The organism is Symbiopectobacterium purcellii, from assembly GCF_019797845.1.
Classification (GTDB): Bacteria; Pseudomonadota; Gammaproteobacteria; order Enterobacterales; family Enterobacteriaceae; genus Symbiopectobacterium; species Symbiopectobacterium purcellii.
Genome location: NZ_CP081864.1, coordinates 1,508,182 through 1,528,696, shown reverse-complemented (window position 1 = coordinate 1,528,696; position 20,515 = coordinate 1,508,182). Strand labels below are relative to the sequence as shown.

The following is a 20,515-nucleotide window of genomic DNA, read 5'->3' as shown; positions in this document are numbered from 1 at the left end:
ATACGCCTAAGCAGTAGCCACCATACATAAGGCCACATAAGCAGGACATCTTTGATCTTCATGATGTCCGCTCCTGGCGCGAAGCGGACAGACTGGGTGGCCATCAGGTCTGCTCTGAGCGAGGAGCGGTCCTTTTAGTTAGCGCTGCATGCAACACCAATGAGTTAAAAGAATACTAACGGCACCGAAACCTTTGTGACAACGGGTAAGCACATTCTTATGCCCCCCCCTCTTCTTTCTTGTGCCCAATTATAAGTTGGCACCAAGTTCCTCTTTTTTCTTTTCAAACCACTGATGACCGCAGTCCTTACAGCGATAGTCATATTCATTGATAGTAAGGGTTGCGCTGACTGCTCGAGTATTGACTCCTCTCGAATTTTTCTCCTGAACTTTCACATGTCCTTTAAAACGTTCTAACTCAGTAATATCATGAACAACGAAATTAAGAGACTTGCAGCGAGAATAGCGTTTGCGGATGAATTTATTCCAGATGTAAATTGCAAAGACAGCCACAACGCTCAGAAAAGCAAGTATCTTTATAGTATTTACTCTCTTCAATTCTGATTGAGCGATGTGTTTCCTCTTGTTTTCTAAATTAGTAATTTCTTTCTCTTTATCTTTATCAGCTTTTTTCTGATTCTCAATTAATAATCTTTGTTGCTGAAGATATTCCTGCTCCTTTAGTTTTACATTAGCTTGTTGTATCCAATATTTGAATCGTGGAATATTTTCAATGAAAATATGTATATCTCTGGCTCGAGATTGATAAACTGAATCATCCTCTGGTTTGGTTTTTAAATTTCTTTTAAGGTAAAAGGATCGGGTCGATGCCAAATCAGCATCCATCTCTTTATTTAATCTAAACACTACGTAAGAAAAATCAGTTTCTGTCCACTGAATAACTGGCTTACCAAATAAATTATTCTGAGGGTTACTCCAATACGCTTCAGATAATAAAGTTGAAGAGTTATGAATTAATGATTTATCAAATAGTATGGGAATCGGGTTGTCAGCGGAAAGTTTTGGCTCTTGAATTTCATTTCCACAGATTGCAAACTCGGCAGCAAGCGTAGCCTTGTCGCAGTTAACGCTGGCAGCGTGAACGCTTGTAAACCCCATAGAAAAAACAAACAACATTAGTGTGATTTTTTTAAAAAAAACTCTCATTTTTGAGTCCATATTTTAAGAGATGTAAATTCAAGAGGTTATATCGACAATGGACAGGAAATCTTTAGGCTTAAAACCTAATAATCTGAGAAGAATGTTGGCGGGGAATAATGTCAGAACAGTATTATAAGCACGGACACTAGCATTGAATTCTTCGCGCCTGTTGGCAATATCTGTTTCTACATCGGCCAGTTCAGTTAGCAATTGATTATACAATCCGTCAGCTTTCAGCTCAGGAAACGCCATTCTCAAACAAGCAAGTCGATCAACGATAGGTTGGCCCTTCGATGGCCCTCCACTGCCAAAATACAAACTAACATTTTCAGTTATTCCTTTTTCATGCAAGCCATAAGAGTCTACAATCGCCACCATTTTTGTGATCAAATACTCTTTCTTTTTGCGAAGAATTTCGATATTAGACCTGTTCTCAGGAATTATATTTTTTAGCCTAATGGCCTTATTATAGATTGAAATCACATAAATTAACCCAATTATCAATATGCTTACCAAGCCGATAAAATATTTATCCAAATCCATAAATAACCCTCAATACTGAAAACAGCAAATACAACTAAACATGCAATCTGTAGGTCTTTTTATTTTACACTCGATCCCCTCGAAGGGGAAGTTATACTCAATACAGAGGTGACTATTTTATGAACTTACAACGTTTTAAATGAATCTGATTCAGATACCCGGACGATTCAAATATCCGCATCTGGCACAAAACCACCCTGGCATTGATGCGCTGGCGGCATATATCGAGTTGAAGGTATTCGCGACATGGGCGCAAATAAAACGATTACTCACTTCTCGCCAGTTGGTGACAAAGTGCGCCGAGCTGTTCTACCGCATTGAGCAAGTGAGGTGTGGGTTCGTTCGCACAATTTAAGCGCAGGAAGTTTTGTAATTCCGCCCCGGGGGAAAACAAGGGGCCAGGGCTGACACCAATACCCAGCGCTAGCGCACGACGATGTACCTCCAGCGCATTTATCTGCTGTGGGAGTTCTACCCACAACAAAAAACCGGCTGCTGGCACGGTAACGCGCGTACCCGGTGGGAAGCTCGCTTCGACCCGTGCTATAACGACGTGTACCCCCTGCGTAACTCTGGATTTCAGGCGCCGCAGGTGACGCTCATAGTCGCCACTTGCCAGTACGTCGCTCGCTGCGGCTTCAAGCAACGGCGCGCCTGCCCAGTCTCCGGCCATGCGAGCCTGCAATACCTGTAAATGATAGCGTCCGGCCACAATCCAACCGATTCGCCAGCCCGGAGCAAGGGTTTTGGATAACGAATTGCAGTAAATCACACTCCCACTCTGGTCAAACGCTTTGCAGGCCGGAGGCCGCTGACCTTCGCCGGCCAGATCGCCATACACATCGTCTTCAATTAAAGGAATGCCTGCACCTTCAATCAGGGCAACCAGTTCCTTCTTGCGCGCGATGGGCATACTGGCACCGAGCGGATTCTGCACCGTGGGCGAGGCCAGAACGGCGGCTGGGCGATGACGCTCAATGGCATCAGCCAGCGGTGCCAGCAACAAACCTTCGGCAGGATCCGTGGGGATTTGCAATGCTTTCAGACCTAAATCCTCCAGCAGCAGGAGCGTGCCAAAGTAGGCGGGTTGCTCGATCGCCACGACATCACCTGGCTGACACACTGCTCGCAGAGCCAAACGCAGCGCCTGCGTCGCGCCTGTGGTGATGACGATGTCATCCGCGCCAAAATGGGCCCCCCACTGCGCGGCGTGAGCGGCAATCTTATTGCGCAGGTCAGCCCTCCCCGGTGGCAGGCTATAACTTTGCCCATGGGCGACCAGGCGACGGCTCGCTGCATGCAGTGCCCGTTGCAGGATATCGCCAGGTAGCCAGGATGGATCGGGTAGCGCGGCCCCAAGTGGCACCAGACGCATTTCTGCACTACTGAATAGTGACCGTGCCACGGCTGACATTGTTACAGGGACAGGACCAGACAAAGGATGGGAGGACGTATTGACCTGACTGACGAAGTAGCCCGAGCGTGGACGAGCAACAATCAGACCTTCGGCCTCAAGACAGCGGAGCGCTTCCAGTGCCGTTGGCAGGCTAACGTGCTCGCGTTCGGCCAGCTTACGCGCGGAGATCATCCGGTCACCGGCTCGCAGCGCGCCAGAGTCAAGAGTGAGGCGCAGCATTGCAGCAATTCGGCGGTAATGTGGAGACGATTGAGACGGGGCGGACATCGCGATCTGTACAGTCTGATTTTCGATAAATCTGACTATACAGCTAATGATGTTCGCCATCTATAGTGGCGAACACGACTCAATCACGGAGGCATGATGCATAGCGACAACTTTGATCTTTCTACTTATTTACGCCGTATAAACTATACCGCTCAGGTGTCTGCCGACAGCGCCACACTCAATGCGCTCATGCGCCATCAACTCTTTTCGGTGCCTTTTGAGAATCTGGATGTGCAGGCAGGCAAGGTTATCTCACTGGTACCAGAAGAGATTGTCGACAAACTGCTACACCGGGGTCGGGGCGGCTACTGCTATGAGGTCAACGGGCTATTTGCCATGGCGCTGGAAGCGTTAGGAATCCCCTACTGTTTCGTGGCGGCACGTCCGATGTTCTATCCGGCGCGTCGGCCGAAAACCCATATGGCGTTAATTGCAGAGGTCGATGGCCGCCGGTGGCTATGCGATCTGGGTTTCGGTAGTTACGGTATCCGCGCGCCGCTGGCCTTAGACTTGCTCGACACCGACATTAATCAGGATTTCGATATCTTTCGACTTACCCGTGACGCAAAGGGAGAGTACCTGTTGCAGGCGAGGGTTGAGGGTGAATGGGCTAATCAATACGGCTTTGATTTGACCCCTCAGGAATGGATTGATTTCGTCCCGGCGAACTACCTCAATTCCACCCATCCTGATGCCATTTTTGTACAGAAGCTGCTGATCGTGCAACATCACGCTGAGGGACGCCTGATTTTGCTGGGTGATACACTCAAAACAGTGACCGCGCAGGGGGCATAAAAGCAGCAACTGGCGGAAAAAGACATCGCCCATCTACTGAAATACCGCTTTGCTCTGCCTGTGCCGCAGTAAGCAGGAGTGACGATGTGATCCAGCCCTCTTCAATACCTGATGCGGCATACAGAGGGCTGACTTATCAGAAGGCGTATAGCACGTCAACCTTGCTGTCTTTCCGTTTTGAGCGGGGGCGGGAGTTAGCAGTTATCTGCGGACGTGGATTATTACGATCTAAGAAACGGTATATCAACCTATGGGAAATTTATCCTAAGCATATTGAGACCATAGTAACCATGTCCCCATGCACAACAGGATCATCACTAAAAGGGAGTGCATAATCAACACAGCAATAAAATAGCGTTCTCCACGATAGAAAGTCCGATTTCTATAGTTGATGCGCGCCGTAACCACCCCCGTTCTAATTCCCTTTATCACTATATATACTCCCCAGACACAGCTACAAAACAAACCGACTAGTGACCAGTCAAAAACGCCTATATACATTCAGATTCTCCGAAAAACTGCTGCTATCGTAGTGTTAACACATCATACTTTTAGCAATGCTCACTTTTGCAAGGCGTGGGCAGACTAGCCAAGCGGTCAGGTCTGCTATGAGCGAGGAACGGGCATTCGGAATACATAGTTTATCTCCTGAGAGTCCAGGAAATCGTCCGTCTCCCTTCAGAGTGACATTATCAATACGGGTAGAGAATGACGGCAGGCGTTAAGCCCACCATAACTCACCGGAAAAAGTCATCCACCGTATCGCTCCACTCATGGCCGGACGCAGACCAATCCTTGTTTATCGGGGGAGGAAATCCGCTTCTGCAGTACCCCTTTTTCCCCACGAAATCGAACGCTCCGTGTGGATATCCGTTGATAAGGAGCACGCACTTCTGACTGTCTTCTGACCAGCCGATTTTAACGTCAGAAGGAATGTAGCCGTCTGAAATATCCTCAACATTGTAGATATGCACTGCATCCAGAATCGGGTTTCCTTCAACGGACTCATCGAGCGCGTAGAAATACCCGGTCTGGCCGTCGTCTTCAAATACGGCGGCCAGCATACCCTCAGGAGCCAGGCTTTTTATCACCTGCGCTTCTCCAATAATGAGCTGGGCCTGTATAGTCAGTAAAATCGTCATACCGATTACTCTCCGTTACCTAATTGTTTGGTAAGGCCGCTTTCTAACTGACAAGCAACTTACCATAACATCACTGCGATGAACTAAGACCCTGGCCTACAACCACCATGTTGACACACAATTGGTTTAGAAATGTCCGCTCACAGCACGAAGCGGACAGACGCCAAGTTGTCAGGTGACGACGAACGAGAAGCAGAAGTTCGCCGTTGCTCTCACACCCCGATGGTGGAATTACTCAGGCTGCGCGAGTTAATCAACGGGGGGAGATCCAAGGTCATTCGTTTGTTGTTCTTTTCATACTGACCGGCCCCGTTGATTAACACCCCAATATTTAGGGGGGACTGAAAATTAGGGAATTGTCCCATGCGACGAATTTGTGCTTAATGTCGGGTGTTTTTGATGAGCCACACCCCGCGTGGGTTCGTATCGTTCACTACACGCAACATGCGGGTATCTATCAAGATGAAAAGGGCGTCCGCACTGGAGGTGTCATCCGGTCAGGCCCCTTGCCCTTCATTAACACGCAGGACATGGGCATGCCCAAAGCCGGGCAAGATTTGGCCTTCGATTACTACGAAATACCCGTCCGGCCTGATGTAGAAACCGAGGTGTCGATGATGTGGGAAGGCCCACGAACGCTCTCTTGTTTCATTACCATCACGTTCACCCCAAAAGCTGGACGCTATTACCAGTTTATGCTGAACAAAGGCTAAGGCAGTTTTTGTACCTCGGACGCTTCTGTCATCGAACGCGACAAAAATGGCACAACATGGCACCTCACGCCCAATACTGACGCGACTTGCAAATCCAATGGATCAACGGCAGAAAAGCGATTCAGTAACGCCAGATTCGAAGACCCTGACTACCACCAGATCCTAATCTGTATCCCGGCACAGCGCTGTAACGCCTCATGCGCCGTTTTTTACCTTAGTTTCAGGAAGTCAGGGATTGTACTGTCTGATGATGATACCGGCCGGCCGCGATCTGCCGTTATGTTGTATTGTGTCAACGGTAAGCGAGGAGCGGACGTTTACGATTAAAAGATTATCAGGTTGACTAAGCGTGTTTAGCGTTATTTTAATAATTTTGACATCAGTTCAAAGAACATTGGCACGTCACGCCTGAAAGAGAAGGAAGCGTTTATTGCCTTGCGCGCGATTAAACCGTCAATAAAGGCAAAAAGAATAATGGTGACTTCCTCAAGGTCAATATCCCGGCGAAATTCTCCCGCCGCAATACCTTCCGCGATAATCCCTGCGAGACTTCGTCGCATGACAGTATCACTGGATATATATGTTTTTTGCAATTCAGGGTTCCGCGCAGATTCCGCCATTATTTCAACCCACAGTTGATGCGTGACGGGATAACCAACATCGCTTATGCAGGAAGCGACCTGCGCGCAAAGGTGGTCTAAATAAGTGCCGGTAGATGAAGCATTATGGGCTTTTAACGCTGAGTTTTGCTCTTCAAGAACGATAGCCTTGATGAGGTCATCCTTGCTTTTGAAATAGGTGTACATCGCCCCCTGACTGATTCCAGCCCGGGTTGAGATCTCACGTACGCTTGTCGCACTAAAGCCCTTTTCGGCAAAACAGGCAGCGGCAGCGGTGATCAGCTTATGGTAGGTTTCCGTTTTCTTTAACATATCGTCTGTCATAGTTACGTCGGTCGCCCAGACTTTAACGCTCTTTAAAGTCTGGGGCCAGGATTGATCTTAGCAGTCTGGTTCCAGCGCTAATGCGTTACTTCATTAGCGGTAATGCGCTAAGCATATTCTTGAGATTCAGCATATCCCACGGCATATGTTCGGCAATCGTCAAACCGACAGGTTCTGCCTCAGAGGTTACCTGAGCTATAAGCTTGAGCACATCTTCAATAGCCAGTTTCCCTTCTGCCACGCCACCAAAGTCGTGCTTTCCTCGACCAGGTTTTGCGAAAAGAACGGAACGGAACAGCGACGGATCTAGTACATCCAGATCGATATGGATAGCCAGATATTCAATTTTTTCTCTCGAAATCCATTCCATGACTTCAGTTGCACCGTTTTTAACCTGTTCAGGGCATGTCGTCGCAATATGATGACGAGCGAGGAATTCAGCTTCGTAAGCCAGGGGAGCGTGAATACCTGCAATCATGATTTTTGACGGGGCAAGTCTGGTTGTTACATGAGCAACTAAGTCTTTATCGCCATTTCCAATCAGCGCGCCTAGCACGTGAGCATGGGCATTTGGGTACTGTTCCGCCGTCTGAACGTCAGGGTGAGAATCGATCCAAAGCACACCAAGTTTGTCGCGATATTTATTGAGCAGATGTGCGAAAGGTGCCAGAGATACCAGGCAATCGCCGCCAAAAACGACAATTGAATCGGGAGCATGCTTCCCAATAAGCGCGGCTGCATCGTTGAGTTGCCTGATGATTTGAGGTTTGGCAGTAATGCCGTCCACCTCGTTCTGCGGCTTCGAAGTGGGCATCTCGACTGGAACGGATTCAACAGGCCCTTTCGATTCGGGTGAAAGAAACGCGAGAAGAAGCGAACCAAGATGGTAGGAAGGATTATTGCCACCCTGCCATTGAGGAAATAAAAGTCGGAGTGTTTTGCTGGTCATCATTTACCTGTGCTTGTGTTATTTAAGCGTAATCATTTTCAAAATGAATGAACGCTCATTCATTTTTACCTAACGGCCGCTCATTCGCAAGCAACACAGCACGTTTAGTGAATACCAGCTTTACACGCTGCCTCAGCGATATCCGCGCCTGGCACAGGGCTGCTGTTGCATCCCTGATAACCTTAGATGTCAATCGACTTAGAGGTCTGTCTGCCCAAATGCCTTCGCCCTTGTGGGACTTGAAGATACTATACACTCACAGTGTCTGTCATAAGGCGGGTCAGTCGGAAAGGTATTAATAATGAATAAGGTAGCCATCTGGTACAGGCATTTCGGCGTTCCAGAGCAAACACTTGAGTTGGAAACAGCGCCGGTGGAATCACTTACACCCGGGCTCATGCGGATCAGGATGCAGCTTTCTCCCGTGAATGCCTCCGATCTGATCCCTGTTACAGGTGCATACGGGCATCGTATTATCCCCCCCTTAGTGGCCGGATATGAAGGTGTCGGTGAGGTCATCACTGCACCGGAAACATGGTCTCATCTGGTGGGGAAACGCGTTTTGCCGCTCCGGGGACAAGGAACATGGCAGTCTCTTGTTGATTGCCCACCTGAGTATGCCATTCCGGTACCTGACTGGATCTGTAGCGATCTGGCGGCACGGGCTTTTATTAATCCTGCGGCGGCTCTAATGATGCTCCGGTTATACTCACCTGAAGGTAAGCGCGTTCTGCTGACTGCCGCAGGCTCTGACTGCAGCCTTCTTCTGGGACAATGGGCGCTACGGTTCGGAGCAGTCTCAGTGACAGGCATTCATCGTTCAGCGGCACATGCCACCAGACTGGCGGCATGTGGTATCACATCTGTCAGCCAGGAAGACGCCGGTGCCATCGAACGTTCCGCTTCTGAATCTGATCTTGTTTTCGATGCCACAGGGGGAAAACTGGCCACGTCTATACTGCAACATCTGCCTGAGACATCCACGTTTGTTTGTTACGGACTCTTATCCGGTATCCCGTTCAGGCAGCACCATTCCCGACCGTTTGTCCGCTGGTTCCATATCCGTAATTATCTGAATAGCATGGACATTAGGCAATGGCATGCCTTGTTTTCTGAAATCTGGCCATTACTAAATACCAGCAGCTACAGTGGCGCTGTCCGCTATCCGGTTGCTTCCTGGAAGGAAGCCATAGGCTTCTATCGAGAATCCGGGCGTTCGGGTAAACCGTTGCTGATAATGAATTGAATAGCCTGGCAGGCCAACGGCAACGCGCGCATGAAAGCGATCATAAACAGCAAGTTAACAACCCACGGCCCTTTCATTCCCTTTTCCCCGGTAGACCGGCTCCCTGATGAATACTACACCGTCATATTTGCAAAGGCCCTTCAGGCACTGCACCACCCGTAAGCGGATTCCAGGGCTGATAAGAGCTAAAAGCAAACACCAGAGATAATGGAACATTCATAACAAGGACCATTAATATCACCAGCGGCAACTCATTTCAGCACAGCCGCGTTAGCCCTCATCCAATCAGCCAACGAGTCTAATGTCGGACGTAATGATTTACCCAACTCCGTTATTTGGTATTCAACGCGTGGTGGAACTTCAGCAAACACGTTTCTGGTGACTAACCCTCGTGCCTCAAACTGCCGGAGTTGGCGCGTCAGTTCTTTTTGAGTGATAGGCTCGACGGCCCGCAGCAAGTCACTGAAACGAAAAGGCTTATTTAATAAAATCAGACGATAAAGGATTGGGATCGCCCATTTTCCCGCAATCAGATTCACAAAACTCACCATCGGGCATCCTGCATCAGCCTCAATCAAGGCCGAAATATTTTGTGTCATAGCATCTCTTACCTCGCGTCAAAGCATCCCATGAGGTTCATTAGTATCCAAATGGTGCCTACTTCCAAAAGGATACTAAAGGATAAATAATTACGCCACGAATAAAACTCGGAGTAAGAAGATGGGCAGACTTGATGGTAAATATGCACTGATCACCGGTGGCAACAGCGGTATTGGTTTAGAAACGGCGCGCCAGTTTCTGGCAGAGGGAGCAACGGTAGCCATCACTGGCCGTAGCGAACTAAAACTTCTGGAAATAAAAAGAGAGTACGGAGACATTGCCACGTTTCTAAGTGATGCAGGGGATATCTCCCAACAAAGCAGCCTGGCTGCAGCGTTACAGGAACAATGGCCGAGACTTGATATTTTGTATATAAACGCAGGTGATGTGACGCACAAACCGCTGGAGACCTGGGATGAGCAAGCATACGATCGTCTAATGAACACCAACCTTAAAGGCCCTTTTTTCCTGATCAAGGCGCTGCTTCCAATGCTGTCGAACCCCTCTTCCGTCATTGTTTGTGGCTCAGTGAGCGCACGGATTGGGCTTCCACAAAGTAGTGCTTACGCGGCAAGTAAAGCCGCGCTGCTGTCTCTGGCAAGAACACTTTCTGCGGAGCTTCACCCCCGCGGCATTCGGGTCAATGGCTTAAGTCCCGGGCCTACGGAGACACCGGCATTAAACAAACTGAGTGGTGGAGAGAATGAAGAAAAGCTCAGAGACGATATTCGAGCGCTGGTCCCTGTCGGCCGTTTAGGAACACCGTATGAATTAGCTAAAGCGGCCGTTTTTCTTGCTTCTGACGAGTCCTCATTCGTCGTTGGCACAGACTTACTGGTGGATGGCGGGGTTGGTAATCTTTAGCTATGTAATATAGGGGACTATGTGTCATTTATTAAAAAATAAAGGACGCATAGTGCTCTTCTGGCACAAAACAACCCGCCTAAAAACCACCATTTCAGTTAACCATGCTCCCCCCTTAGTCCAGAGATGTTTATTACAACCAGCGATTGAAAACACCGGCCACCAACATCCCCCTTTGTTTTGTTTATGAATTTAATTCATAGCGCCTATTTAATGAGATCAACTATCTTTTACACCACTTTTATTAATCTGAGTGTATCGTAGGACATGAGCGGTAAATGACTGCCTGCGTGAAATAGTCCAGCGAGCTTGTCAGGCTAACGGGGGTATCGGCAGAAACAGCTTAACTATTTTTATCGAAGAAGATGCCTAACTGTTGCATTGCCTGATCAACGTATTTAGGAACCCAGTAAGTCTCGATATGGGTAGCGCCGTCAATCAAGAAGAGTTCTTTGTTGTTCGTACCGGTAGCTTTAGCGAATGCATCTTCAGTCATATACAACGTATCCGCTTTGGTACCGGCAATCATCAGCAGTGGTTTATTGATGAGATTGATATGGCCTGTCACGTCAAAGTTCATCAAATCCAGCAAGCTGCTTGTGGTGTATTTAAACGTTGAGTTCGGGTGTGCGTGAGTTTTCCAATAATATTCGTAGCCTTGCCGATATAAGGCAAAAGGTAATTTAGCAATCTGTTCATCCGTCAGATTTGCATCGCCGGAGTAAAGTATTTCGCCTCCGACGGCTTCCTGTGCTCGCGCGTTTGAAGCCTGCTGTAACCGCTGTTGGACAGTATCTAATTGTGAATCCTGTAAACCATTACGGCGCACAAGTCCTGAATTAAACATGCTGATGGTCGCAATAGATTTGAATCGTTTGTCCGTTTCTGCTGCAACCAGTGAGTACCCACCGCCTCCGCAGATGCCAAGCAGACCGAGACGGGAAGTATCAACCCCTGGGTACTGGCTGATGTAGTCAGCCATGCCGTGAACATCCTCAACGCGATTAGCGGGTTTATCTACGCTGCGAGGCATACCCCCGCTGCCCCCCTGCCAGGCGGCATCTGCGGTAATAGTGATATAACCCCGCTCGGCCAGACGCTGAGCGTATAACCCGGCGACCTGCTCTTTGACGCCACCATTAGGGTGTGCGACCACCACGGCGGGGTATTTTTTCGCCGGATCGTAGTTGGCTGGCGTATAGACATTCGCGGCAATTTGGATGCCATGCAGATCGTACTTCACCGGATGGATGTTGACCTTGCCGTTGACGTTCTCAGTGATGGCCCCGTCATAGACGAGGGTGAATGGGTTGTTTTTGTAATCAGCCGCATTGGCTGAGGTAACACCAGCCATTGCTGTAAGGAAAATTGCACTTAGTAGATTGAATTTCATGATGTATCCCAATGAATGATGGCCTGTCCATACCGACTCGCAATAGCAAATATGCAGACACAAATTAGGGAGGGAGGACTGTCAGCATCGTGACAAGCGAATAACATTTCTGTCAGGAAGTCGTTATCGGGCATGTATTCGTTTCTGACAGTACTGTCAGGGAACCGTCAGCGTCATGTTGGCAATCAACGCGCAAAATGTTCTCAGGTCAAATGAGGTTCATGTTCAATTTACTGAGAAAAGGAGTGATCCATGAAAAGCCAAAACACCCCTGCGATGCCAGAGCGACGTAAGCTCTTAGTGGCAGGAACGGGTATCGTCGCCGCCTCACTGATTCCCCATGGATTGGCAGCAGGGAAATCCGCTCAGAACCATGCCCCCAGTCAAAACAGCAAGCGCCTTACTGCACTGGGCAAACGTCAACTCGGGAAGATGGAAGTCTCTGCTGTAGGTTTAGGCGTTCAGAACATGAGCCGCAAATACGACACCTCGGTCCCCTGGCGTCCCGAGATGGTGAATGTTATTCGCCGCGCATTTGATGAGGGTGTCACTTTTTTCGACACCGCTGAAGCCTACGGCACCTTTGAAGTAGAGAAAATCCTTGGGGAAGCCATCGCGCCTTTCAGGGACAAAATCGTTATCGCCACTAAATTTGGCTGGAACATCGATCAGCAAACAGGCAATCGTCTGCCGGGGCTCAACAGCAGACCGGAGCATATCAGGCTGGTCGTCGACAATATGCTCAAACGCCTGAACACCGATCGCATTGATTTACTGTATCAGCACCGGGTTGACCCTCAGATTCCGATCGAAGATGTCGCAGGGGTAATCAAGGATTTAATGGATCAGGGGAAAGTCCTGCACTGGGGTCTATCAGAAATGGGCATTAATACATTGAGGCGAGCTCATGCGGCATTACCTGTCACAGCCGTACAAAGTGAATATTCAATGCTCTGGCGGGGCCCCGAAAAACATGTCCTTCCAGTATGCGAGGAACTGGGCATTGGGTTTGTGCCATGGAGTCCATTAGGCGTGCAGTTTTTAACAGGCTGGATCGATGAGAAGACCCGATTCGCGACGGGTGATTTCCGCGCGACAGAAACGCGCTTCTCGCCTGACAACCTCCCGCATAACTTACAGCTGGTTGAGTTATTGAAAACCTGGGCGCTAAGAAAAAATGCCGCGCCGGGTCAAATAGCGCTGGCATGGTTGCTGGCTCGAAAACCCTGGATTGTCCCGATCCCTGGCACCACAAACAAGGACCATATGCTGCAAAACACCGCCGCTACCGACCTCTCACTGACGCCCGACGACATGACCGAACTTACCCGTTCACTGGATGCTATCACCATCCAGGGTCAACGACTGCCGGATTCAGTGCAGGTTTATTCAGATGTCGAAGCACCGTTGAAACGTTAAGAGGACGTCTCGCTATGCGCCTGTTGTTAGTCGAAGATGAAGAAAAAACATCAACCTACCTCAACCGTGCGTTGGGTGAATCTGGATTTACGGTGGATGTCTCTGCGGATGGTGCTGAAGGTCTTCACTACGCACTCGAGTTCGACTATGACGCGATAATCCTTGATGTGATGTTGCCGGGAATCGATGGCTACCGCGTGCTTGAAGGCATACGAGCCAGTAAACAGACCCCCGTGTTGATGTTATCTGCACGGGGATCCGTTGACGAGCGGGTTAAAGGGCTTCGCCTTGGCGCCGATGATTATCTCCCAAAGCCCTTCTCGCTCATTGAGTTGGTGGCACGTATTCAAGCGCTCGTACGTCGCCGTTCAACGGATGGCGCAGATATCACGCAGTTGCACATTCACGACCTGCATCTCGACTTGCTGGCTCGCCGGGTGTTTCGCTCAGGAACGCGGCTGGAACTGACGGCAAAAGAGTTTTCTCTGTTGAGCCTTTTGGCACGCCATCAGGGCGAAATTCTGTCAAAGATGATGATTGCGGAACAGGTATGGGACATGAATTTTGACAGCGATGCCAACGTCGTTGAAGTGGCGATTAAACGCCTGCGTGCCAAAGTTGATGCCCCATTTGGCATCAAATTACTTCATACCGTGCGCGGTATGGGGTACGTCCTCGAAGTCAGATCTGAATAAATAATGAGGATAAGCATGCTTAATCGCTCCATCTCAGTCCATCTGGCACTGATGTTTGCCTTATCCGCCCTTCTGATTGTTTCAGCGATCGGCGTGCTGCTACGAAATTCCTTACACGACTCCCTGCAAAAACAGATGCACAACGAGCTCCTCTTCCGGGAATCATTGATGCGTCCTTGGATCACCGCACAAACGTCATCTGATGGTTGGCCTACGCTTGCCAATAAATTCAACGCGTTAACCAGTTCAGAAGGCGAGCGCGTTCGCTACTGGATAGTGAGCGATAACCCACGCTTTAGTATGGGGGGAATACCGCCGGAGGGTGTTCAGTGGTCCTCTTTGCAGGAAGGCGTTAATAAAATGCCTGGCGCATCTGAAGGTGTCTGCTCACTGTTTCTTCTCGTGAAAACGATCCCCGCGAACGGTCAAAGGCCTGAGGTACGCTATGTGGTTGCCATCGACTCCACCCCGTATATGGGCACACTCGATGCGTTCACCCACACGCTGCTGATAATTGCCGCACTGGGTGTATTTATCGTCGCGTTGCTGGGCTATATGGTTTCAAGGATCGGCATGCGTCCCGTTGAGACACTCAGTCAGCAGGCACAACATCTCGCCCCGGGAGACCATGGCCAACGCCTTGATGCTATTGTTTTGCCCGAAGAATTACAGCAGCTCGCGGCGTCATTTAACGGTGTGCTAGCGCGTCAAGAAATAGCCTGGCGGCAACTCGAAAGTTTTAATGCCGATGTTGCCCATGAACTGCGGACACCACTGACTAACCTTATTGGTCAGACACAATTGGGGCTGTCACGTCGACGTTCGCATGATGAGTTGGAAGAGTTACTGGGTTCAAATCTCGAAGAACTTGAACGTATGGCATCGATCGTTAACGACATGCTTTTCCTGTCACATGCTCACGCGGGAGAACATGCTTCCCAGCTTACGCAGGTTTCCCTGCGCGAAGAGGCCCTTAAAACCGCGGAATATGTAGAGCCTTCCTTTGCTGAAAAGCATCTTTCCCTTGATGTTGAGGGTGATGTCACCGCGCATATAGACCGACGACTGTTCCACCGTTCACTTGCCAATTTACTGGAAAACAGTGCAAGGCATTCGCTACCTAAAAGTACGGTTACTATCCGGTTGAGCGAAAAGAATAATCACGCAAGGGTTGAGGTTTCAAATCAAGGCGAGCCCATTGCAGCAGCACATTTACGTCGACTCTTTGAACGTTTCTATCGCGTCGACGCCTCACGCACCAGGAGTGATACCCACCATGGTCTGGGGTTATCGATCGTACGTGCCGTCGCGATTATGCACCGGGGAGACGTCTTTGCGCGGAGTGAGGGCGGTGTTAATACCTTTGGATTGACATTTGCTAAACGACCTAGCGCTGACCGATCAGAGATGCTGAGTTCAGAGAAAAAAGCGGAAAGTAAATTCTCCAAGCCTACTGACGACATTGTCAGAGAGCCGTCAGTCTGACGTCAGGTTACCTACATCAGAATCACTGCTAAGACCAACCGCAGCGGATTGAGGGAATGAAACAGTGAGAATAAAAACCGTATTTAGCAGATTTCTGGTGGCGATTGTGATGAGTTTTATGGGACAGACCGCTTTTGCAGCAAACAACGCATCCACGCAGTCCCGCACACTGATTATCTATTTTTCGCAGCCCGAGGGAATGAAGCCTGATGCGGTGGACGGTTTTTCCGGCGCCAGCGTATTGCAAAAAAATACGCCGGAGACCGGCAGTACCCAATATGTTGCACAGCTACTTCAGAAACAGACGCAAGGCGATCTGTACCGCATTGAGACAACCACACCTTATCCTCGCCAGCATGAGGCGTTGCTACGCGCGGCCGAAAAGGAACAGCAAACAAAAGCCAGGCCTTCACTAAACACACCGCTTCCGGATCTTAGTCATTACGACACCATTTATGTCGGTTATCCCATCTGGTGGTATACCATGCCAATGGTGATATATGGCCTCTTTGAGCAAAACGACTTTGCCAACAAAACCATCATTCCCTTTACCACCCATGGTGGTAGTCGCTTAGCGGACTCCCTGCGAGAAATCGCCCGCAGGCAGCCAAAGGCAAAACTAATTACTCGCGCACTTTCACTATCGCGTGATGATATTTCACACCCTGATGTACCCGCACAGGTAGAGCAGTGGGTCAAAAACGTTCAGCCACAGCGTTAATTAATCAACATGAAGAAAATCTATATTTTCCAGGTCATTCAGGATGCGCTGATGACGGTACTGCTGCTGGTATTGATGGGATTTCACCTTCAGGGTGAAATACTGCATGAGTGGGCAGGTATGCTCTTTACGCTGCTCATTATTATACATTTATGTCTCAACAGGCATCGCTTGTGGTCATTGTCGCCTCAGCGTCCTTCACCCATGCAGGTCGTTAGCAGAATTATAAACGCAGCAACAGTGGTAGTGATCCTGACTGCGATTATCTCTGGAATGATGCTCTCCCGACATATATTTTTGGATCTCCGGTTTCACAATCCGGCGAGTTGGGCCAGAAAGGCGCATATGGCGTCGGTCCATTGGGGAATGCTTATTTTGGCCATACATATTGGGTTGCATTGGAAAATGCTGGCGACGTTTTTCTGTCATATCATGAAAATCCCCGAAAAGTCGTATATTGCTAACGTTATTATGCCACGTTTTTTTGCAATAATTGCGCTACTGGGTTTGCACGGGTTGCTGAACCAAGACTATCTCGCCTATTTGTTGATGACGGTTGATTTCTCATTTTTTGACTACGATGAATCTGCCATGCTGTTTTATTTACGCTATTTATCCATTATTGTTTTATTTTCATTAACCACTCGACTTTTATTGTGGTGGTTTATTTTCAGAAAATACAATGTCGCATCGCTATGATAGAGATTAACTGACAACATTGTCAGGGAGGCGTCAGCCTTATGACATGTCCCTGGGTATAGACTCATCGCAGGCCATCTCCTTGATCATGGATAAGGATGCTTTGCGTGATTAGACATTTACGTTTCCTCGTGCCGTTAATACCGCTCTTTGCTTTTTCATCTTGGGCGGCAGAGCAAAATACCGCGGTCCACATCTCCCCCGCAGGCAGCCAGAATGCGGTTTACGGTCCAGTGGAGAACTTTACCGGACGCGTCCGGGTTGACCCTCTTTTCCAGCCTGATAACGCCATGCGTGTTTCAGGTGCTTATGTCACGTTTGAGCCAAGTGCTCGTTCCGCCTGGCATACGCATCCGGCAGGTCAGCAGTTGATTGTAACCGCTGGCGTCGGACTCACGCAGCAGGAAGGGCAGCCAATTCAGGTGATTCGGGCGGGCGACGTCGTTTCTTGCCCGCCAGGCATCAAACACTGGCATGGAGCGACACCTGGCAGTGCAATGACGCATCTGGCGATTACCGGAATGGTGGAGAACAACGGCGTTAACTGGATGGAGAAGGTAAGCGATGAACAATATCATGCCCATTAAGGCATTAACCGCAGCCCTGCTGCTGACGTTTGGTTTTACTCTCACAGCAAATGCTGAGTCAGTGATGAAAGGAACCACAGAAATGACTAAACAAACCGTTTCAGACACGCTGTCTGCGCGCCAGCAGGCCATTCCTATAATTGCCGCATCGATGGCCAGCAGCCAGATGGATAAGCTGAACCGTTCACTGAATCAGGGTTTGGACGCAGGACTCACGATAAACGAAACCAAAGAAATACTGGTGCAGCTCTACGCTTATACGGGCTTTCCCCGTAGCCTGAATGCGCTTAATGAATTGATGAAGGTTGTTGATACGCGTAAACAACACGGCATTAAAGATGCTCAAGGGAACGAACCGACGCTCCCGGCACCTACCGGAGATGAACTTCGCCGTGTCGGCACTGAGAATCAGACAAAAATCTCAGGCGCCCCCGTTCAGGGACCACTTTTTGATTTTGCACCGGTCATTAATCAGTTCCTGCAAACGCATCTGTTTGGCGACATATTTTCCCGCGACAACCTTGACTGGCAAAGCCGCGAGCTGGCAACCGTTGGCGCACTGGCCGCCACACCGGGCGTTGACGCACAGTTGCTATCGCATACCCAAGCAAGCATGCGGGTCGGCCTGACAGCGGCACAATTACGTCAGTTGGCAAAAGTGCTGCATGAACATGGCGAAAGTGATGCTGCCGTGCGGGCAGAAAAGGCACTACAGCAGGCATTGGCCAGCAAATAGAGAAGCCCAATATTAATACGGCACGTTTAATTTTAGGCTTTACGGCAAGCGATGTGACTTTCGATCAACACCACAAGGCTTAATCTATTTCCAACAAACGCATTCCTCTCTTTAAGTGCCGTCTTAATTAATGAATTACTCTAATAAACCTTAGCTAATTGCCCTATCTAATCGAATAAATCCCTTTGCGTTATGCTTTTCCCACACAACGACTGAAGGGTAAGGTCATGAAAACGGTAAAACTGAACAACGGTATTGAAATGCCCCTGCTGGGTTTTGGTGTGTATCAAATGACAGATGCCACCGAGTGTGAGAGAGCGGTTATTGATGCCATCGAAACAGGCTATCGACTGATTGATACTGCTGCGTCCTATCAGAATGAAACCCAGGTCGGCAATGCGCTGAAACAGAGCGGTATAGCGCGTGATGAACTCTTTGTGACAACCAAACTGTGGCTACAGGATGCTAATTATGAGGGCACTAAAGCGCAGTTTGAGCGTTCACTGAACAGACTGCAACTGGACTATGTTGACCTGTACCTGATTCATCAGCCCTACGGTGATATCCATGGCGCATGGCGTGCGATGGAAGAACTGCAACAGGCTGGCAAAATTCGCGCCATTGGCGTAAGCAACTTCCATCCTGACAGGCTTGCCGATCTTATCGCGTTCAATAAGGTCATTCCTGCGGTGAACCAGATTGAAGTAAATCCCTTTAACCAGCAGTTGCATGCCGTCCCGTGGATGCAAAGTCGTGACATTCAGCCGGAAGCATGGGCCCCCTTTGCCGAAGGCAGAAACGGCCTGTTTCAGCACCCCGCGCTGACGACGATAGGTCAAAAATACGGCAAAAGTGTGGGTCAGGTTGTCCTCCGTTGGATCTTACAGCGTGGCATCGTTTCGCTGGCCAAATCTGTGCGAAAAGAACGTATAGAAGAAAATATCAACATTCTTGATTTTGAACTCAGTGCTGATGATTTGCTGCAAATTGCCGCCCTGGATACCGCAACCAGTGCATTCTTTTCTCATCGTGATCCAGCCAGGGTGGAATGGATTACTGAGCGCAAACTAGACGTCTAAGTCACCTTAAGCGAGGTTAATACAAAATGAAGAAACGTTATCTGGGTAAATCTGGGCTCGAGGTGTCAGCACTGGGTCTCGGTTGCATGGGACTCAGCCACGGCTACGGCCCAGCGACGGATATCCGCCAGGCTATTGAACTCATTCGGGCAGCGGTTGAACGCGGCGTCACTTTCTTCGATACCGCTGAAGTGTATGGCCCCTATCTGAATGAAGACGTTGTCGGTGAAGCCTTAAAACCCTTTCGCGACCGCGTCGTCATCGCGACTAAATTTGGTTTTACCTTTGGCAATGATAATAAACAGCAGATTTTAAACAGCCGTCCGGCGCACATCCGTGAAGCTGTTGAAGGATCATTACGCCGCCTCAAGACTGACGTTATTGATCTGCTGTATCAACACCGTGTCGATCCCGATGTCCCTATTGAAGATGTGGCGGGAACGGTAAAAGACCTGATAGCAGAAGGCAAGGTCAAACATTTCGGCCTTTCGGAAGCGGGGGCGCAAACCATTCGTCGGGCGCATGCGGTACAACCTGTCACGGCCCTGCAAAGCGAATACTCCCTATGGTGGCGCGAGCCTGAGCGGGAGATCCTGCCGTTGCTGGAGGAACTGGGCATTGGTTTTGTCCCATTCAGCCCATTGGGCAAAGGCTTCCTGACGGGATCGATTACGTCCGGAACGACTTTTGGGAAAGAGGATTATCGCAGCACTGTTCCACGTTTCACCGCTCAAGCAATTGAAGCCAATGAAAAACTCGTCTTTTTATTAGGTGAACTGGCGTCCGAAAAAGGGGTGACGTCTGCGCAAATCGCACTGGCGTGGTTACTGGCACAAAAACCGTGGATTACGCCTATCCCCGGCACCACCAAACTGCATCGGCTGGAGGAAAACCTTGGCGCAACTGAAATTACTCTTTCTCCGGATGATGTACTTCAGGTTACCCAAGCGCTTGAATCGATAACAATTGTCGGCGAACGTTACTCCCCTGAACATCAGGCTCGCGTAGGCCGTTAAGGCAACGCCGGGTTCGCAGCGAATTGCAGACCCGGCATTACGCG

General features: G+C 49.3%; 20 protein-coding genes and 1 pseudogene. 13 read left to right on the top strand and 8 right to left on the bottom strand.

Annotation, left to right across the window (positions count from 1 at the left end; genetic code table 11):
• Positions 1–249 precede the first annotated feature (249 nt).
• The 3 genes from K6K13_RS07135 to K6K13_RS07125 form a co-directional block, all read right to left on the bottom strand.
• Positions 250–1,167 (bottom strand): hypothetical protein, encoded by a 918-nt coding sequence (locus K6K13_RS07135; RefSeq protein ID WP_222160146.1) that lies wholly within the window; start codon positions 1,165–1,167, stop codon positions 250–252.
• A gap of 30 nt (positions 1,168–1,197) precedes the next feature.
• Positions 1,198–1,704, bottom strand: coding sequence for a LemA family protein (locus tag K6K13_RS07130; protein WP_222160145.1), 507 nt, complete (start codon positions 1,702–1,704; stop codon positions 1,198–1,200).
• 265 nt (positions 1,705–1,969) lie between these two features.
• Positions 1,970–3,448, bottom strand: a complete 1,479-nt coding sequence (locus K6K13_RS07125) for an aminotransferase-like domain-containing protein (protein ID WP_222160144.1) — start codon at positions 3,446–3,448, stop codon at positions 1,970–1,972.
• A 36-nt stretch (positions 3,449–3,484) separates the two neighbouring features.
• Between K6K13_RS07125 and K6K13_RS07120 the strand changes: the two are divergent.
• Positions 3,485–4,180: pseudogene (locus K6K13_RS07120) on the top strand (arylamine N-acetyltransferase family protein); the annotation flags it as partial.
• Positions 4,181–4,920: 740 nt separating this feature from the next.
• On the opposite strand, the gene K6K13_RS07115 reads toward K6K13_RS07120, so the two are convergent.
• On the bottom strand, positions 4,921–5,325 hold the full coding sequence (locus tag K6K13_RS07115) for a DUF2251 domain-containing protein (protein WP_222160143.1): 405 nt from the start codon (positions 5,323–5,325) through the stop codon (positions 4,921–4,923).
• 506 nt (positions 5,326–5,831) lie between these two features.
• On the opposite strand from K6K13_RS07115, the gene K6K13_RS07110 reads away from it, so the two are divergent.
• The gene (locus K6K13_RS07110) at positions 5,832–6,038 is read left to right on the top strand and encodes a hypothetical protein (protein WP_222160142.1); all 207 of its coding nucleotides are present in this window, start codon (positions 5,832–5,834) and stop codon (positions 6,036–6,038) included.
• Between the two features lie 359 nt (positions 6,039–6,397).
• On the opposite strand, the gene K6K13_RS07105 is transcribed toward K6K13_RS07110, so the two are convergent.
• Together K6K13_RS07105 and K6K13_RS07100 are read right to left on the bottom strand one after the other, a co-directional pair.
• The gene (locus K6K13_RS07105; RefSeq protein ID WP_222160141.1) at positions 6,398–6,970 is read right to left on the bottom strand and encodes a TetR/AcrR family transcriptional regulator; all 573 of its coding nucleotides are present in this window, start codon (positions 6,968–6,970) and stop codon (positions 6,398–6,400) included.
• A 97-nt stretch (positions 6,971–7,067) separates the two neighbouring features.
• Positions 7,068–7,931 carry an arginase family protein gene (locus K6K13_RS07100; RefSeq protein WP_222160994.1) on the bottom strand — a complete coding sequence of 288 codons (864 nt, stop codon included), beginning with the start codon at positions 7,929–7,931 and terminating at the stop codon, positions 7,068–7,070.
• A gap of 301 nt (positions 7,932–8,232) precedes the next feature.
• Between K6K13_RS07100 and K6K13_RS07095 the strand changes: the two genes are divergently transcribed.
• Positions 8,233–9,177, top strand: a complete 945-nt coding sequence (locus tag K6K13_RS07095) for a zinc-dependent alcohol dehydrogenase family protein (protein ID WP_222160140.1) — start codon at positions 8,233–8,235, stop codon at positions 9,175–9,177.
• A gap of 251 nt (positions 9,178–9,428) precedes the next feature.
• On the opposite strand, the gene K6K13_RS07090 is transcribed toward K6K13_RS07095, so the two are convergent.
• Positions 9,429–9,776, bottom strand: a complete 348-nt coding sequence (locus tag K6K13_RS07090) for a winged helix-turn-helix transcriptional regulator (RefSeq protein WP_222160139.1) — start codon at positions 9,774–9,776, stop codon at positions 9,429–9,431.
• Between the two features lie 121 nt (positions 9,777–9,897).
• On the opposite strand from K6K13_RS07090, the gene K6K13_RS07085 reads away from it, so the two are divergent.
• Complete coding sequence (locus K6K13_RS07085) at positions 9,898–10,641, top strand: SDR family oxidoreductase (RefSeq protein ID WP_222160138.1); 744 nt, start codon at positions 9,898–9,900, stop codon at positions 10,639–10,641.
• A gap of 343 nt (positions 10,642–10,984) precedes the next feature.
• Here the strand turns inward: K6K13_RS07085 and K6K13_RS07080 are convergent, their stop codons facing one another.
• Positions 10,985–12,034: an alpha/beta hydrolase gene (locus tag K6K13_RS07080; RefSeq protein WP_222160137.1), complete on the bottom strand. Its 1,050-nt coding sequence runs from the start codon at positions 12,032–12,034 to the stop codon at positions 10,985–10,987.
• 252 nt (positions 12,035–12,286) lie between these two features.
• On the opposite strand from K6K13_RS07080, the gene K6K13_RS07075 reads away from it, so the two are divergent.
• The 9 genes from K6K13_RS07075 to K6K13_RS07035 all read left to right on the top strand — a co-directional run bounded on the left by K6K13_RS07075 (position 12,287) and on the right by K6K13_RS07035 (position 20,471).
• Positions 12,287–13,453 (top strand): aldo/keto reductase, encoded by a 1,167-nt coding sequence (locus tag K6K13_RS07075; RefSeq protein WP_222160136.1) that lies wholly within the window; start codon positions 12,287–12,289, stop codon positions 13,451–13,453.
• 14 nt (positions 13,454–13,467) lie between these two features.
• Complete coding sequence (locus K6K13_RS07070) at positions 13,468–14,148, top strand: heavy metal response regulator transcription factor (RefSeq protein WP_222160135.1); 681 nt, start codon at positions 13,468–13,470, stop codon at positions 14,146–14,148.
• A 15-nt stretch (positions 14,149–14,163) separates the two neighbouring features.
• Complete coding sequence (locus tag K6K13_RS07065) at positions 14,164–15,633, top strand: heavy metal sensor histidine kinase (protein ID WP_222160134.1); 1,470 nt, start codon at positions 14,164–14,166, stop codon at positions 15,631–15,633.
• A gap of 109 nt (positions 15,634–15,742) precedes the next feature.
• Positions 15,743–16,354 (top strand): flavodoxin, encoded by a 612-nt coding sequence (locus K6K13_RS07060; RefSeq protein WP_252120496.1) that lies wholly within the window; start codon positions 15,743–15,745, stop codon positions 16,352–16,354.
• 51 nt (positions 16,355–16,405) lie between these two features.
• Positions 16,406–17,053 carry a DUF4405 domain-containing protein gene (locus K6K13_RS07055; protein ID WP_222160132.1) on the top strand — a complete coding sequence of 216 codons (648 nt, stop codon included), beginning with the start codon at positions 16,406–16,408 and terminating at the stop codon, positions 17,051–17,053.
• Between the two features lie 107 nt (positions 17,054–17,160).
• On the top strand, positions 17,161–17,640 hold the full coding sequence (locus tag K6K13_RS07050) for a (R)-mandelonitrile lyase (protein ID WP_222160131.1): 480 nt from the start codon (positions 17,161–17,163) through the stop codon (positions 17,638–17,640).
• Positions 17,618–18,376, top strand: a complete 759-nt coding sequence (locus K6K13_RS07045) for a carboxymuconolactone decarboxylase family protein (RefSeq protein ID WP_222160130.1) — start codon at positions 17,618–17,620, stop codon at positions 18,374–18,376. The genes K6K13_RS07050 and K6K13_RS07045 overlap by 23 nt, the downstream gene beginning before the upstream one ends.
• 227 nt (positions 18,377–18,603) lie before the next feature.
• Positions 18,604–19,455, top strand: a complete 852-nt coding sequence (locus K6K13_RS07040; protein ID WP_222160129.1) for an aldo/keto reductase — start codon at positions 18,604–18,606, stop codon at positions 19,453–19,455.
• 26 nt (positions 19,456–19,481) lie between these two features.
• Positions 19,482–20,471, top strand: a complete 990-nt coding sequence (locus K6K13_RS07035; protein ID WP_222160128.1) for an aldo/keto reductase — start codon at positions 19,482–19,484, stop codon at positions 20,469–20,471.
• Positions 20,472–20,515: the final 44 nt, after the last annotated feature.

Excerpts from the sequence above, each read along its gene's own strand:
- K6K13_RS07135 (WP_222160146.1), bottom strand. The coding sequence starts at position 1,167 with ATGAGAGTTTTTTTTAAAAAAATCACACTAATGTTGTTTGTTTTTTCT.
- K6K13_RS07130 (WP_222160145.1), bottom strand. The coding sequence starts at position 1,704 with ATGGATTTGGATAAATATTTTATCGGCTTGGTAAGCATATTGATAATT.
- K6K13_RS07125 (WP_222160144.1), bottom strand. The coding sequence starts at position 3,448 with ATGGCGAACATCATTAGCTGTATAGTCAGATTTATCGAAAATCAGACT.
- K6K13_RS07115 (WP_222160143.1), bottom strand. The coding sequence starts at position 5,325 with ATGACGATTTTACTGACTATACAGGCCCAGCTCATTATTGGAGAAGCG.
- K6K13_RS07105 (WP_222160141.1), bottom strand. The coding sequence starts at position 6,970 with ATGTTAAAGAAAACGGAAACCTACCATAAGCTGATCACCGCTGCCGCT.
- K6K13_RS07100 (WP_222160994.1), bottom strand. The coding sequence starts at position 7,931 with ATGACCAGCAAAACACTCCGACTTTTATTTCCTCAATGGCAGGGTGGC.
- K6K13_RS07095 (WP_222160140.1), top strand. The coding sequence starts at position 8,233 with ATGAATAAGGTAGCCATCTGGTACAGGCATTTCGGCGTTCCAGAGCAA.
- K6K13_RS07090 (WP_222160139.1), bottom strand. The coding sequence starts at position 9,776 with ATGACACAAAATATTTCGGCCTTGATTGAGGCTGATGCAGGATGCCCG.
- K6K13_RS07085 (WP_222160138.1), top strand. The coding sequence starts at position 9,898 with ATGGGCAGACTTGATGGTAAATATGCACTGATCACCGGTGGCAACAGC.
- K6K13_RS07080 (WP_222160137.1), bottom strand. The coding sequence starts at position 12,034 with ATGAAATTCAATCTACTAAGTGCAATTTTCCTTACAGCAATGGCTGGT.
- K6K13_RS07075 (WP_222160136.1), top strand. The coding sequence starts at position 12,287 with ATGAAAAGCCAAAACACCCCTGCGATGCCAGAGCGACGTAAGCTCTTA.
- K6K13_RS07070 (WP_222160135.1), top strand. The coding sequence starts at position 13,468 with ATGCGCCTGTTGTTAGTCGAAGATGAAGAAAAAACATCAACCTACCTC.
- K6K13_RS07065 (WP_222160134.1), top strand. The coding sequence starts at position 14,164 with ATGCTTAATCGCTCCATCTCAGTCCATCTGGCACTGATGTTTGCCTTA.
- K6K13_RS07060 (WP_252120496.1), top strand. The coding sequence starts at position 15,743 with ATGAGTTTTATGGGACAGACCGCTTTTGCAGCAAACAACGCATCCACG.
- K6K13_RS07055 (WP_222160132.1), top strand. The coding sequence starts at position 16,406 with ATGACGGTACTGCTGCTGGTATTGATGGGATTTCACCTTCAGGGTGAA.
- K6K13_RS07045 (WP_222160130.1), top strand. The coding sequence starts at position 17,618 with ATGAACAATATCATGCCCATTAAGGCATTAACCGCAGCCCTGCTGCTG.
- K6K13_RS07040 (WP_222160129.1), top strand. The coding sequence starts at position 18,604 with ATGAAAACGGTAAAACTGAACAACGGTATTGAAATGCCCCTGCTGGGT.
- K6K13_RS07035 (WP_222160128.1), top strand. The coding sequence starts at position 19,482 with ATGAAGAAACGTTATCTGGGTAAATCTGGGCTCGAGGTGTCAGCACTG.